This is a genomic window from Gilliamella sp. B2824, from assembly GCF_026536245.1.
Taxonomy (GTDB): Bacteria; Pseudomonadota; Gammaproteobacteria; order Enterobacterales; family Orbaceae; genus Gilliamella.
This window is the reverse complement of sequence record NZ_JAFNON010000006.1, coordinates 1-13,821: the sequence shown is the minus strand read 5'-3', so window position 1 is coordinate 13,821 and position 13,821 is coordinate 1. Positions and strand designations below refer to the sequence as shown.

Below are 13,821 nucleotides of genomic sequence, written 5' to 3'. Positions count from 1 at the left end.
TTTATCTATAATGATATTTAGATCAATATCTTTTTACTAAAGCAGCTATTATAATCATAACTAGCGGGTTATTTTACTCGTGCTCTCATTTTTGGTGTTGTGTCTTGTTTAATCTATCTGATTTTATGAATTACTTGAGTGTGAATTGATTTGTCTAGTTTTATGCAGTAAGTAAACAAGAGACTTAATGATGCTATCTCACCTATAGGGTTAAGAAAAGTATGACTTGTTTGGTTAATGATTAAAGTAACAAAAATTTAGTCAATAGCATTGAATTTAGCCAATACACACCTAAAACTATAATCAGTAAAGATGCTTTTTTCGCTAAGCTTGACGAGGTTAAACGCCTAATGGGAAAGATGATGAAGAGTCAGAGCTTGGTTTAAGGTGTTTTGTTGTATCTATTTATGATCGTTTAAGTAACATTCTTGCCGCGTTAAGTTTATTAACGTCTATTTTTAGGTGTAATACGGCTGAAGATGGGGTTAAATTAATTATCAAAATTAACCAATATGCCGCAAAAATTTCTGAGTTGATTGGTTATAATAAACAGGCAAAATCATCTTATTAATTCTTTTATTGGTATAAAACGCCTAAGCATACTGCTTGGCTTGCTCCTGTCACTTCAGGAATGTTGGATGGAATATGATTGATTCGACAATAAGCAAGCCATGCAAATGCAATTGCTTCCATATCATCACCGTTTATTCCTTTGTCATTTGTGGTTAATACTGCCCAGTTAGGTAATAATGTCGATAATCTTTGCATAATCAGTGGGTTTTTAGCACCACCACCACATACCAATAATTCGCAAGGTAAATTGTTACTGATGGGTAATTTTTCAATTTCATGTTTAATAGATACTGCAGTTAATGCCACTAAGGTTGCTTGAACATCTTGTGCCTTTAAATTCATGCCTGTCAGTTTTTTATGTAACCACGGTAAGTTAAATAATTCGCGCCCAGTGCTTTTAGGTGCAGGTAATTTGAAATATGCTTCATCAAGTAACTTATTTAATAAGTTTTGTTGAATGTGACCTGTTTTTGCCCACATCGCATCTTTATCATAGCTTTGATTAAGATTTTCATTTATCCAGCCATCAAGTAACACATTACCCGGCCCCGTGTCGTATCCAATGACTGTTTGATTAGGAATTAAGACAGAAATATTACTAATGCCGCCAATATTTAATATGACTCGATTGATGTGTGGATCTTGTAGTACTGCTTTATGAAAAGCAGGTACTAGTGGAGCACCTTGTCCACCATAAGCCATGTCTTTACGGCGAAAATCGGCAATGGTGATAATGCCAGTTTTAGCGGCAATAATATTGGCATCACCAATTTGCATGGTAAAAGGATTATTACCTGTTGGTTGATGGTAAATTGTTTGCCCATGACAGCCAATCGCTTTAATTTGATTTTTATTGATATGATTGTTTTGTAAAAATTGATTGATACTATTAGCAAATAATAGTCCAAGTTGATGATCAAGCTGACCTAAATCTTGTAATGTTGTCTGTTTTGTGTCGCATAGTGTTAGTAATTGTTGTTTAATTGAATTTGGCATCGGATAACAATCACTGATAATGGATGTGACTTTTCCTGCTTTGATATCAACTAGCGCGATATCAATTCCATCCATACTTGTTCCCGACATTACGCCTATATATAAATTTTGCATAACACTATCCTTGCCTAATAATTTGTCCTGTTTTGATATCTCTAATTTCAGAGGGCTGTGAGCGTTGCCCTGTTTCACCTTGTAAAATAGGCAATGTGTTACCAAATTGTTTAGTTACTTCAATTACGGTTCGACAAGGTTCATGACCAGAACGATTGGCACTGGTTGAGACTAATGGTTTTCCAAATAGATCGCAAAGTTGGCAAACTAAGGGATGATTTGTTACTCTTACCGCAATTGAATTATATTGCCCCGTTAAAAAATAAGGCGTGGTTTTATTTTTGGGCATAAGCCAAGTAATAGGACCTGGCCAACTGGCAATTGCTTTTTGTTGTTGCTCTATTGTTAACGCTGCTTCATCTATATAAGGGATAAGCTGTTTAAAATGGCTAGCAATTAAAATCAACCCTTTATCAATTGATCGTTGCTTTAGTTGTAATAGTGTCATTACTGCCGATTGACAATCGGGATCACAACCTAATCCAAAAACAGCTTCGGTTGGATAGGCAATGACATCCCCTTTTTTTAATCGAGCACTTGCTTGTGATAAAGTTAATAAATTGGTCATTAATATCAGCTATTCATTAAAACACAGTTGAATTTATATTAAACTGCAAGATTTAGATTTGCAAATGTGCCAATTTTGTTTTGATATGTGGTTATTTAAGAATAATGAATTCTTTTAATGATATTAAAAGATTATTCCCAATTTATTTGTGGATAATACTTAGCAGTCAATTCAACTACTTGTTGCATAGTGATGATTTCAAGCCTTACATCGATGAATTGACTAATGCCACGAGCAATAATATCGTTGTCAAGTACATAACAATGCGTGGTTTTTTGTAAAATATCATTCAGTAAGGGATTATTTTGACAAGCAATCATAACGCCATTTTGCCAAAAAAGTACGGCATCTTGCGTAGATATGAGTGTTGTATCAATATTTGCTGAGTGATGAGTTGAAATTGTATGTAACATTTTTCCACTTTTTACTAAAATATCTATTTTACTTTGAATTTTTAAGAAAAAAGCAAGTTAACCTTGCTTGGTACATCTTTAATGGTTATTAGTATATAATAAGGATCATTTATTGAGCAAAGAATTCGTTATGAAACCGATTATTTTAGCTAACGAGCAAGAAACAATTTTATTGGGTAAACAGCTTGCTGAGCAATGTTTAAATTATTTATCTAATCACAATAGTGCGATAGTTATCTACTTAATTGGCGATCTTGGTGCGGGTAAAACAACGTTTAGTCGAGGATTTTTACAACAACTTGGTCATAAAGGTAATGTTAAAAGTCCTACTTATACTTTAGTTGAACCTTATCATTTTAACGATTTTTCAGTTTATCATTTTGATTTATATCGATTAGCTGATCCTGAAGAATTAGAGTTTATGGGCATACGCGAATATTTTTCTTCTCGATCAATTTGTTTAATTGAGTGGCCAAAGCAAGCACAAGGCATATTACCCATTGCCGATATTGAAATCCATTTGTCTTATTTAGCGCTTGAACGCAGTGTTTGTTTACAAGCAAATACCAAAACAGGTCAGTCAATTATTAATTTATTACATTAACAATTAGCGAAAATACTGATGAAAAAATTAATGGCTTTTTTTATGCTTTTGCTACTTTGTAGCTCAGCTAATGCCGCTAAAGTGATTATAGCTGTTGATGCTGGGCATGGCGGTAAAGATTCTGGTGCAATAGGTAAACATAATCTTTATGAAAAAACAGTGACTTTTTCTATTGCTAAAAAGCTTACCAATTTATTAAATAATGATCCTAATTTTAAAGGGGTTTTAACACGCAGTAGTGATAATTTTATTTCGGTATCGCAGCGTTCAGATATCGCGCGTAAAAACAAAGCTAATTTACTTGTGTCAATTCATGCTGATGCAGCGCCAAATCGAAGTGCTTCTGGCGCATCCGTTTGGGTATTGTCAACTAAACGTGCGGATACTGAACTGGGGCGTTGGCTAGAACAAGATGAAAAACAGTCTCAGCTATTAGGCGGAGCTGGTGATGCGCTTAGTGATGACCATAATCGTCATTTAAGCCAGGCGGTATTAGATCTACAATTTTCCTATTCTCAGCGTGTAGGATATGAATTAGCAACACAAGTTATTAAAGAGATGAGTGGATCAATCAAACTGCATAAACGTAAACCTGAACATGCTAGTTTAGGTGTATTACGGTCTCCGGATATTCCTTCTATTTTGGTTGAGGTTGGCTTTATATCTAATGAAACAGAGGAAAGTTTACTTGCTAGTAATACTCACCAAGATAAGATTGCAAGAGCAATTTATCAGGGTATAAAAAACTATGTAAAACAAAATCCTAAATTTGGAGAACGGCACTAATGGCAATACATATTCTATCACCACAATTGGCCAATCAAATTGCCGCTGGTGAGGTGGTAGAAAGGCCGGCATCTGTTATTAAAGAATTAGTCGAAAATAGTCTTGATGCAGGTAGTACGCAAATTGATATTGATCTCGAACAAGGTGGTTGTAAGTTAATCCGTGTTCGTGATAATGGTTTTGGTATTGCTAAAGAGGAATTAGCATTAGCTTTAGCCCGTCATGCCACCAGTAAAATTAGTACGCTAGATGATTTAGATTCAATTATTAGCCTTGGATTTCGTGGTGAGGCGCTGGCGAGTATCAGTTCAGTATCACGATTGACGTTAACTTCCCGCACCGCCCAGCAATCCGAAGCTTGGCAAGTCTATGCTGAAGGTCGCGATATGAAACCGGTTATTAAACCTGCGGCTCATCCCGTAGGATCAACGGTTGAAGTCTTGGATTTATTTTATAATACACCCGCGCGTCGTCGTTTTTTGAAAACCGATAAAACCGAATTTATGCATATTGAAGAGTTTGTTCGTAGAATTGCTTTAGCGCGTCCTGATGTCTCTTTTAATTTGCAACATAATGGTAAACTGGTTAAACAATACCGATCATCCTCGCTTGAAAAAAGGGTCGAATTAGTTTGTGGTCGAGAGTTTATGCAAAAAGCAGTTAAACTCGATTGGCAGCATGATGATTTACTTATTCAAGGATGGGTCGCTAGTAACGATGTTAGTGATCTGCAATATTTTTATGTTAATGGTCGTGTTATTAAAGATAAATTACTTAATCATGCTTTGCGTCAGGCTTATATTAGTCAAACTCATGAGCAGCAAAGTTATGTTGTCTTTTTACAACTTGATCCAAAACAGGTTGATGTTAATGTACATCCTGCTAAACATGAAGTTCGTTTTCATGAAGCACGTTTAGTTCATGATTTTGTTTATCAAGCTATTATGATGGCATTGGAATCCCATTTGTCTATTACGACTCAAGCGCCAGTCATTACCCCTAATCGCCAAGCTGCGGGGGGGAATATTTTTAATCAATTGGTTCAACCTAAAAATTATCAAGCTAACAGTCAACCAACAAAAAAATCGGGTAATTTTGCTAGAGAAAATACACTATATGGTCAGCTTGTTGATGTTTCTAAATCGGGTGAAACTAAACCGGAGCCAGCAAGATTATCTTACCAAGAAGATCAAATGACTGAGGGGCAAAAAGCGGTGATTGATGCGTTGTTTCCACAGCGAAGTACATCTTTACACTCCTTACAACAGCAGCTTGATAGTTCATCATTAGTACAATTTGGTCGCGTGTTAACGGTTATTCAACCAGATATAGCATTGCTTGAAAAGTTTGAAGATAATCAGCAAAAATTTATGTTGATGAAATTGCCTGTTGCTCAACAAAAATTTTCGGCAATTAAATTATTATCTCAAGATTCTGAAAAATTATTGATTCCATTGACCATTTTAATCAATCATAAAGAACAACAAGCATTAACCAATTATCAACCTCAACTTAATTTTTTAGGGTTTGATTTTTATATCGACAAAGCAAAACTACATTTACAAAGCGTACCTAAAATGCTTAGAACGATGAATTGGCAGCAAATATTACCTGCTTTATTGGCATTGATTTCATCGTCAAAGGAAGATGCATTAGATCCGACCAAAATTGCAGATTGGCTAGCGAGTCAATGTGATAATACTCAAGCAGTAAGTTGGAGTGTGACCAAAGTGATCCAATTACTTGCACAGCTAGAGCAAATTGATAGCAATTTATTGCAACTAGAAACATTTTTACATCCTATTGATCTTCAATCTTTTATAAAATCCATGTAACTATGAATAAAGCAAAAGTTATTTCATTAATGGGGCCAACGGCTTCAGGTAAAACCGCATTTGCAATGGCCCTTTATGAACGTTATCCAATTGATATTATAAGTGTCGATTCAGCGCTGATTTATCGCGATATGGATATTGGTACGGCCAAACCAACGAAACAAGAGCAGTTAAACTACCCACATAAATTAATTGATATATGTGATCCAGCAGAAAGTTACTCTGCCGCCAATTTTAGGCATGATGCTCTAATTGAAATTGAAAAAACGCTAAAAAAAGGGCGAATTCCATTGTTAGTTGGTGGAACAATGTTGTACTTTAAAGCGTTGCTTGAAGGGTTATCACCTTTACCTGTAGCTAACAGTGAAATTCGGCAACAAATAGAAGAAAAGGCCAATAAATTTGGTTGGCAAGTGATTCATGAAGAATTAAAAAAAGTTGATCCTGTTTCTGCTCAAAGAATTCATCCAAACGATCCACAGCGTCTTAATCGTGCTTTAGAAGTTTATTTAATTTCGGGTAAGAGTTTAACCGAACTTACCCAAGAAAGTGGTGAAGCATTACCTTACGATGTGATGCAGTTTGCCATTATGCCTTCAGATCGCGCGCAGTTACATCAGCGTATTGAACAACGTTTTTTACAGATGCTCGATCAAGGATTTGAAAATGAAGTGAAAGCGCTAAAATTACGACCTGACTTGCATTTAAATTTACCTTCGATGCGTTGTGTTGGCTATCGGCAAATGTGGGAGTATTTAGAGGGTCAAAGTAGTTATGATGAAATGGTGTTTAAAGGTATTTGTGCAACACGTCAATTAGCAAAAAGGCAAATTACTTGGCTACGTGGTTGGAAACAACCTGTTACATGGTTAAATCCTGATAATATGGATAAGGTTTTCGATCAGCTTTTTTAGGTTTGAAAATATTTTTTACTTTTTATTACTTTACTTTTTACCTCGAAATTGTTTTTTACAAAATGTAAAAAAGTTTTAGGTTAACATAATATTTTAGTATTTTTTTTTGTTTGATTAGTGTAAATTTATTAAAATTTTAGTTATTTGTGCATAAATTATTGTTGACCAGTTCAAGAGCTGAGTTTTTTATGTTATTTTGGTAAATAGACATAAGTACTTTATGTTTTAGTTAAATTAAATATTTTTAAAAAGTACGATTATATTATCTTCATATTATTATTTTCATCTTAAAGGATAAACTCATGTCAAAAGGGCAGTCATTACAAGATCCTTATTTAAATTTGCTTCGTCGCGAGCATATTCCTGTATCCATTTATTTAGTTAACGGTATTAAATTACAAGGGCAAATTGAGTCATTTGATCAGTTTGTTATTTTATTAAAAAATACTGTAAGCCAAATGGTATATAAACATGCCATCTCAACAGTTGTACCATCAAGATCTATCTCTGGATTGGTGACTCAACCTGAAGAGGAAAGCGAAAGCTGATTAATTCAGTGGAGAATCTGATTGTTTGAGCGATATAAAGGCGGGGAATCTGCCTTATTAGTCCATGTATTCTTCCCTCAAGAAAGCGATATCGAGGATCTAAAAGAGTTTGAAGTACTTGTTTCTTCTGCTCAAATTGAGATTCTCGATATTGTGACAACCTCAAGAAAAGCACCACAAGCTAAATATTTTATTGGTGAAGGGAAAGCCCTTGAAATTGCCGAAAAAGTTAAAGCGCTTGACGCATCAGTTATCTTAGTTAATCACACCTTAACTCCTACCCAAGAACGAAACCTAGAAAAATTATGTGAATGCCGTGTCGTTGATCGAACTGGGCTTATTTTAGATATTTTTGCACAACGTGCTAGAACTCATGAAGGTAAGTTACAAGTAGAATTAGCGCAGTTGCAGTATTTATCAACGCGTTTAGTTCGAGGCTGGACACACTTAGAACGACAAAAAGGTGGAATTGGTTTAAGAGGGCCGGGCGAAACTCAGTTAGAAACCGATAGACGTTTAATTCGTCATCGTATTCAATTGATATTATCTAGGCTTGCTAAAGTTGAAAAACAGCGCAATCAAAATCGACAATCAAGAAATAAAGCCGATCTACCTACTGTCTCGTTGGTTGGTTATACTAATGCTGGTAAATCAACACTATTTAATTCATTAACGCATGCCGATGTTTATGCTGCCGATCAATTGTTTGCAACGCTTGATCCGACTTTAAGACGCATTAATGTTGAAGATGTTGGCGAAGTCGTATTAGCCGATACAGTCGGATTTATTCGTCATTTACCTCATGACCTTATTGCTGCTTTTAAAGCAACATTACTCGAAACCCAAGAGGCCGCACTTTTATTACATGTGATTGATGCATCCGATCCAAACCTATTAGATAATATACATGCTGTAGAAGAGGTTCTATTAGAAATAGATGCCCACGATATTCCAACATTGATGGTAATGAATAAAATAGATTTAATGGAAGGTAAACAGCCTTGTATTGATCGTGACGAAAATGGTATGCCTATTCGTGTTTGGATTTCTGCTCAAAATGGTTTAGGATTAGATCTACTATTTACTGCATTAAAAGAAAGACTTGCTAGACAGATCCAAATTTGTCAATTAAGCTTACCTGTTCATTTAGTCAGGCTAAGAAGCCGTTTTTATCAGCTAAATGCAGTAGAACATGAAATTATAAATGAAGATGGTAGCTTTCAACTTGATGTGAGAATGCCGTCAATTGAATGGAATCGCCTCTGTAAACAAGAGCCAGATCTGTTATACTTAATTAATACGCAAAATAACAACTAATTGTTAAATGGAGCATATAAAATATGGCGTGGAATCAGCCCGGAAATAACGGACAAGATAACGATCCATGGGGAAATAATAATAAAAAACCTTCTAATTCATCCGGTGGTTTTTTAGATAAAATTAAAGACCTATTAAAAAAAGGTAATTCAAGCAATAATAATGGGGGTTCATCAAAAATTAAATTATCGATGAATAGCTCAAAAATTGTTATTGCAGTCATTGTTGTGCTTATTCTGATTTGGGGAATAAGTGGTTTTTATACTATCAACCAAAGTCAACGAGGTGTGATTACCCGTTTTGGACAGGTTCAACCAGAAATTATTCAACCAGGTTTGAATTGGAAACCTACCTTAATTGACAAAGTTTATGTCGTTGATACCCAAGGAACACGAAATTTTAATGTGCAAGGGTTCATTGTTACAACAGGTGAAAATTTAGTTTTTGTTGAAATGAATGTTCAGTATCGTATCAGCAATCCATTAAAATATTTATTTAATGTAACCAATGTTGAGGATAGTCTTCGTCAAGCTGCTGATAGTGCTTTAAGAACAGCGGTTGGAAGTTCTAATATCGATGCGATTATTTCCGATGGACGAGCTGCGCTTGAAAGCAGTACTAAAGATGAATTAGTTAATGTAATTACGCATTACGATATGGGGATTAACATTGTTGATTTGAACTTCCAAGTTGCTCGACCACCAGATGAAGTGCAAGATGCTTACGATGATGCTATTCGTGCTCAAGGTGATAGCGAACGTGAAATTAAACAAGCTGAAGCAGATAAAGTTCAGTTAGTGCAACAAGCAGAAGGTAAATCTGCAAGAATTTTAGCTGATGCTGATGCGTATAAAGTTCGTGTAGAACTTGAAGCGGCTGGTGATGTTGCACGTTTTGAAAAAATATTACCTCAATATAAGGCTGCCCCTCAAATCACTAAAGAGCGTTTATATATTGAAACAATGGAAAAAATATTAAGTAAAACTAATAAAGTTGTTGTGAATGATAAAAGTGGTAATTTAATGGTGTTACCGTTGGAGCAGTTATTAAAAAATAACAGCGAAAAAATGGCTACACCAACTACGTTGCCAAATCAAAACAGTGATTACAATTTTAATATGCCAAGCTCTTCTGATGCGATAAAAAGTGCACCTCAACCAACTAAAGAGTCACAAAATGGTGCTACAACCCGTAATAATAGTTCTACCAGCAATACGACGCGGACTATGGGACGATAAGGAGAAAAATGAATATGCGTAAATTATTGATTCCTATAGTTTTGATTTTAATCGGTGTGTTTTTTTCAAGTGTTTATGTTATTGAGGAAGGCACCCGTGGTGTTGTTTTAAGATTTAATAAAATAATTGGATTATCTCAACCTGGTTTACATTTTAAAATTCCAGGTATTGATAGTGTTAAAGTTATTGATGCTAAAATACAAACCACCAATAGTTCTAATAACAGTAAAGAACAACGTTTTTTCAATGTTCAAAAGAAAGAGTTGATAGTTGACTATTTTGTTCAATGGAAAATTGTTGACTTCAATCGCTATTATGAAACAGTTGCCGGTGGCAATAATGTTGAAGATTTACTACTTGCTCGTCTAAATGGTCGTTTAAGAGCGGAAATTGGTAAACTGAGTAATAAGGACATTATTAATGACTCGAATGCGGATACTAAATCGCGTAATTCTTTAATGATTCGAGTAAAAGATGCTTTAAATGGTACACATCAAGATTCTGTTGATAATGCACCAATAGACAAACTAGTTGCAGATACAGAAAAAGATCCCGAAAGTAGTAAAACGAGTCTACGCGCTTTTGGTGTTGAAGTCGTTGATGTACGTATTAAACAGATTAATTTCCCTGCTGAAGTTTCAGGTTCTATCTATGCCAGAATGCGAGCAGAACGAGAAGTCATTGCCCGCGATAAACGTTTTGAAGGTGTAAGAAAAGCGGAAGAAACAAGAGCGGCAGCGACACTTGAGGCAACAAAAATATTATCTGAAGCTGAACGACAATCACGAATTATTCGTGGTGAAGGTGATGCTAATGCAGCTAAACTTTATGCTGATGCCTTTGGTAAAGATATGGAATTTTTTAGCTTCATTCGAAGTTTAAAAGCTTATGAACAAAGTTTTATTGGTAATGACGTTATGGTTATTAGCCCAGATAGTGAATTTTTCCAATACATGAAACTAAAATCGAATAAATAACAGAATGAGTAATAGTCTATGAGTAATAATGTTGTTGTGCTAGGTACGCAATGGGGTGATGAAGGCAAAGGTAAAGTTGTTGATTTACTCACAGAAAAAGCAAAATATGTTGTTCGTTATCAAGGTGGGCATAATGCTGGCCATACGTTAGTGATCAATGGCGAAAAAACAGTATTACATCTTATCCCATCAGGTATTCTTCGTCATGATGTTATAAGTATCATTGCGAATGGTGTAGTACTTTGCCCTGATGCGCTAATGAAAGAGATGAAAGCGTTAGAAGATAAAGGTATTCCGGTTAAAGACAGATTACTGATATCTGAATCTTGCCCTTTAATTCTACCTTACCATATTGCATTAGACCAAGCCCGTGAAAAAGCACGTGGTAGTAAAGCGATAGGCACCACAGGTCGAGGTATTGGCCCTGCATATGAAGATAAAGTCGCTCGTCGTGGACTTCGAGTTGGTGATTTACGTGATCGCCAAGCTTTTGCTGAAAAACTAAAAGAAGTAATGGAATATCATAACTTCCAATTAGTCAATTACTACAAAGCTCAAGCGGTTGATTATCAAAAAGTCCTTGATGACACATTAGCGATTGCAGATATTTTAGTGGCTATGATTGCAGATATTCCGACGCTATTAGAAGACGCTCGGAAGAAAGGCGAAAGAATCATGTTTGAAGGTGCACAAGGTACATTACTTGATATTGATCATGGTACTTATCCTTTTGTTACCTCTTCAAATACTACTGCTGGCGGTGTAGCGACAGGATCAGGTTTTGGTCCACGTTATGTTGGCTATGTGCTAGGTATTGTTAAGGCTTACTCTACTCGTGTCGGTGCAGGACCATTTCCAACAGAACTCTTTGATGATGTGGGTGAATATCTTTGCAAACAAGGTAATGAATTTGGTGCAACAACGGGTCGCCGTCGTCGTACTGGATGGCTAGATGCGGTTGCTGTTCGTAAAGCCGTACAACTAAATTCAGTTTCTGGTTTTTGTTTAACTAAACTTGATGTGTTAGACGGCCTTAAAGAAGTTAAAATCTGTGTTGGTTATCAATTACCTAATGGTGATGTGATTAACAATGCACCGGCTGCTGCTGAAGATTGGAGTTTAGTCAAACCTGTATATGAGTCTATGCCAGGATGGAGCGAATCAACGTTTGGTATTAAAAGTTATGATGCGTTACCACAAGCAGCAAAAAATTATATTAAACGGATAGAAGAGTTAACTGAAACCCCAATTGATATTATTTCAACAGGTCCAGATCGTAGTGAAACCATGATTCTACGTGATCCTTATCAAGCATAATAATTAGAAAATCGGGATATTGTTCCCGATTTTTTATTTTTAGGATATTAATATTAAAAATAGTTAACTGAGTATGAGGACATTATGGCTACAATTGGAACGCCGTTATCACCCACTTCAACTAAAGTTATGCTTTGTGGTGCAGGTGAATTAGCGAAAGAAGTCGTGATAGAGCTACAACGGTTTGGTTGTGAAGTTATTGCTGTTGATCGCTACGCTAATGCACCAGCAATGCAAGTTGCACATCGTTATCATGTAATCAATATGTTAGATGGCCAAGCTTTAAGAAAAGTTATCGAAGCTGAAAAACCTGATTATATCGTTCCAGAAATAGAAGCAATTGCAACTGACACTTTAGTCGAATTAGAGCAGCAAGGCTTTACAGTTATTCCTACAGCAAAAGCAACACAACTAACGATGAATCGAGAAGGTATTCGTCGGCTAGCCGCTGAAGAGCTAAAACTACCAACTTCACCTTACCGATTTGCTATAAATGAACATGAATTTAAAAAAGCGGTTGAAGAGATAGGTTTTCCTTGTTTTGTTAAACCCGTTATGAGTTCTTCAGGAAAAGGACAATCACTGATACGTAATCATCAGGACATTGAATTAGCATGGACATATGCACAAGCAGGCGGGCGAGCTGGTGGGGGTAAGGTTATTATCGAAGGTTTGGTGGATTTTGATTATGAAATTACTTTATTAACTGTTCGACATATCCATGGTGTTTCATTTTGTCAACCAATTGGTCATCGACAAGAAAAAGGTGATTATCGAGAATCTTGGCAACCTCAAGCGATGTCTGATAATGCACTAAAGTTAGCAAAGGAAATTGCAACTAAAGTAACTGATGCATTAGGCGGACGCGGTTTATTTGGTGTCGAATTATTTATTAAAGGTGATCAGGTTTGGTTTAGTGAAGTTTCACCACGTCCACATGATACCGGTATGGTGACGTTAATATCACAAAATCTTTCTGAATTTGCGCTGCATGCTCGAGCAATACTTGGTTTACCTATTCCTGTTATTGAACAATATGGCCCGAGTGCATCTGCTGTTTTATTAGTAGAAGGAGATTCTAAACAAGTTACCTTTGCTAATTTAGATAAAGCATTAAGTCAGCCACAAACAGATTTACGTTTATTCGGTAAGCCAGAAGTAAAAGCAACGCGCAGAATGGGTGTTGCGCTTGCTAGAGCACTAACGGTTGAGGAAGCGATTAGTAAAGCGAAGAATGCAGTAAAACAAATCACGATAAGCTTATAAAGTTACGTTTAGCTTAAAAAGCAATCACTCGATAAGAAAAATTTGAAATTTATAAAATTGGGGGTTGACGTAGGCAAATGAAGTGAGTAACATACGCAACCCTTGAGACAGCAAACTGAAACAACAAAATGTTTAGTTAAGTTTAACGCTGTCAGCTCTTTAAAAAGAAGAAACAGACAATCTGTGTGGGCACTTGCGAGACGAAAAATTAAAAGTCTACGGACTGAAAAAATTAAGTCTTGATAAGTGACACTGAAGATTCATTTGAATTATGTCAGAGACAGTTATTGAGCATCAAACTTTAAATTGAAGAGTTTGATCATGGCTCAGATTGAACGCTGGCGGCAGGCTTAAC

12 protein-coding genes and 2 pseudogenes are annotated in these 13,821 nt (G+C 35.8%); 11 read left to right on the top strand and 3 right to left on the bottom strand.

Going from position 1 to position 13,821, the window contains the following annotated elements; all coding sequences use genetic code 11:
• Window positions 1–370: 370 nt before the first annotated feature.
• Window positions 371–571, top strand: a pseudogene (locus J3U56_RS12175) (hypothetical protein); the annotation flags it as partial.
• Window positions 572–576: 5 nt separating this feature from the next.
• Here J3U56_RS12175 and J3U56_RS06890 read toward each other — a convergent pair.
• From J3U56_RS06890 to tusB, 3 genes are all read right to left on the bottom strand, one after another.
• A complete protein-coding gene (locus J3U56_RS06890; protein ID WP_267344507.1) occupies window positions 577–1,683 on the bottom strand; it encodes an anhydro-N-acetylmuramic acid kinase in 1,107 nt (368 codons plus the stop codon).
• Window positions 1,684–1,687: 4 nt separating this feature from the next.
• On the bottom strand, window positions 1,688–2,251 hold the full coding sequence (locus J3U56_RS06885; RefSeq protein WP_267367171.1) for a Sua5/YciO/YrdC/YwlC family protein: 564 nt from the start codon (window positions 2,249–2,251) through the stop codon (window positions 1,688–1,690).
• A 131-nt stretch (window positions 2,252–2,382) separates the two neighbouring features.
• The gene (gene tusB, locus J3U56_RS06880) at window positions 2,383–2,664 is read right to left on the bottom strand and encodes a sulfurtransferase complex subunit TusB (RefSeq protein WP_267333983.1); all 282 of its coding nucleotides are present in this window, start codon (window positions 2,662–2,664) and stop codon (window positions 2,383–2,385) included.
• A gap of 130 nt (window positions 2,665–2,794) precedes the next feature.
• Between tusB and tsaE the strand changes: the two genes are divergently transcribed.
• From tsaE to purT, 10 genes and pseudogenes are all read left to right on the top strand, one after another.
• Window positions 2,795–3,268, top strand: coding sequence for a tRNA (adenosine(37)-N6)-threonylcarbamoyltransferase complex ATPase subunit type 1 TsaE (tsaE, locus tag J3U56_RS06875; protein ID WP_267367169.1), 474 nt, complete (start codon window positions 2,795–2,797; stop codon window positions 3,266–3,268).
• A gap of 60 nt (window positions 3,269–3,328) precedes the next feature.
• Window positions 3,329–4,033: pseudogene (locus J3U56_RS06870) on the top strand (N-acetylmuramoyl-L-alanine amidase); the annotation flags it as partial.
• 20 nt (window positions 4,034–4,053) lie between these two features.
• On the top strand, window positions 4,054–5,889 hold the full coding sequence (mutL, locus tag J3U56_RS06865) for a DNA mismatch repair endonuclease MutL (RefSeq protein ID WP_267367167.1): 1,836 nt from the start codon (window positions 4,054–4,056) through the stop codon (window positions 5,887–5,889).
• 2 nt (window positions 5,890–5,891) lie between these two features.
• Window positions 5,892–6,803 (top strand): tRNA (adenosine(37)-N6)-dimethylallyltransferase MiaA, encoded by a 912-nt coding sequence (gene miaA, locus J3U56_RS06860; protein WP_267333979.1) that lies wholly within the window; start codon window positions 5,892–5,894, stop codon window positions 6,801–6,803.
• A gap of 302 nt (window positions 6,804–7,105) precedes the next feature.
• Entirely contained in the window at window positions 7,106–7,351 is a 246-nt protein-coding gene (hfq, locus tag J3U56_RS06855; protein ID WP_065633726.1) for an RNA chaperone Hfq, read from the top strand.
• Between the two features lie 21 nt (window positions 7,352–7,372).
• Window positions 7,373–8,668: a ribosome rescue GTPase HflX gene (gene hflX, locus J3U56_RS06850; RefSeq protein ID WP_267333978.1), complete on the top strand. Its 1,296-nt coding sequence runs from the start codon at window positions 7,373–7,375 to the stop codon at window positions 8,666–8,668.
• Window positions 8,669–8,691: 23 nt separating this feature from the next.
• Complete coding sequence (gene hflK / locus J3U56_RS06845) at window positions 8,692–9,906, top strand: FtsH protease activity modulator HflK (RefSeq protein ID WP_267348570.1); 1,215 nt, start codon at window positions 8,692–8,694, stop codon at window positions 9,904–9,906.
• Between the two features lie 14 nt (window positions 9,907–9,920).
• On the top strand, window positions 9,921–10,883 hold the full coding sequence (hflC, locus tag J3U56_RS06840; RefSeq protein WP_065799341.1) for a protease modulator HflC: 963 nt from the start codon (window positions 9,921–9,923) through the stop codon (window positions 10,881–10,883).
• Window positions 10,884–10,901: 18 nt separating this feature from the next.
• A complete protein-coding gene (locus J3U56_RS06835; protein WP_267333975.1) occupies window positions 10,902–12,200 on the top strand; it encodes an adenylosuccinate synthase in 1,299 nt (432 codons plus the stop codon).
• A gap of 84 nt (window positions 12,201–12,284) precedes the next feature.
• On the top strand, window positions 12,285–13,466 hold the full coding sequence (gene purT / locus J3U56_RS06830) for a formate-dependent phosphoribosylglycinamide formyltransferase (RefSeq protein WP_267333974.1): 1,182 nt from the start codon (window positions 12,285–12,287) through the stop codon (window positions 13,464–13,466).
• Window positions 13,467–13,821: the final 355 nt, after the last annotated feature.

Coding starts and splice junctions, on each gene's coding strand:
- tsaE (WP_267367169.1), top strand. CDS start 2,795: ATGAAACCGATTATTTTAGCTAACGAGCAAGAAACAATTTTATTGGGT.
- hfq (WP_065633726.1), top strand. CDS start 7,106: ATGTCAAAAGGGCAGTCATTACAAGATCCTTATTTAAATTTGCTTCGT.
- tusB (WP_267333983.1), bottom strand. CDS start 2,664: ATGTTACATACAATTTCAACTCATCACTCAGCAAATATTGATACAACA.
- purT (WP_267333974.1), top strand. CDS start 12,285: ATGGCTACAATTGGAACGCCGTTATCACCCACTTCAACTAAAGTTATG.
- hflK (WP_267348570.1), top strand. CDS start 8,692: ATGGCGTGGAATCAGCCCGGAAATAACGGACAAGATAACGATCCATGG.
- J3U56_RS06885 (WP_267367171.1), bottom strand. CDS start 2,251: ATGACCAATTTATTAACTTTATCACAAGCAAGTGCTCGATTAAAAAAA.
- hflC (WP_065799341.1), top strand. CDS start 9,921: ATGCGTAAATTATTGATTCCTATAGTTTTGATTTTAATCGGTGTGTTT.
- J3U56_RS06890 (WP_267344507.1), bottom strand. CDS start 1,683: ATGCAAAATTTATATATAGGCGTAATGTCGGGAACAAGTATGGATGGA.
- J3U56_RS06835 (WP_267333975.1), top strand. CDS start 10,902: ATGAGTAATAATGTTGTTGTGCTAGGTACGCAATGGGGTGATGAAGGC.
- mutL (WP_267367167.1), top strand. CDS start 4,054: ATGGCAATACATATTCTATCACCACAATTGGCCAATCAAATTGCCGCT.
- miaA (WP_267333979.1), top strand. CDS start 5,892: ATGAATAAAGCAAAAGTTATTTCATTAATGGGGCCAACGGCTTCAGGT.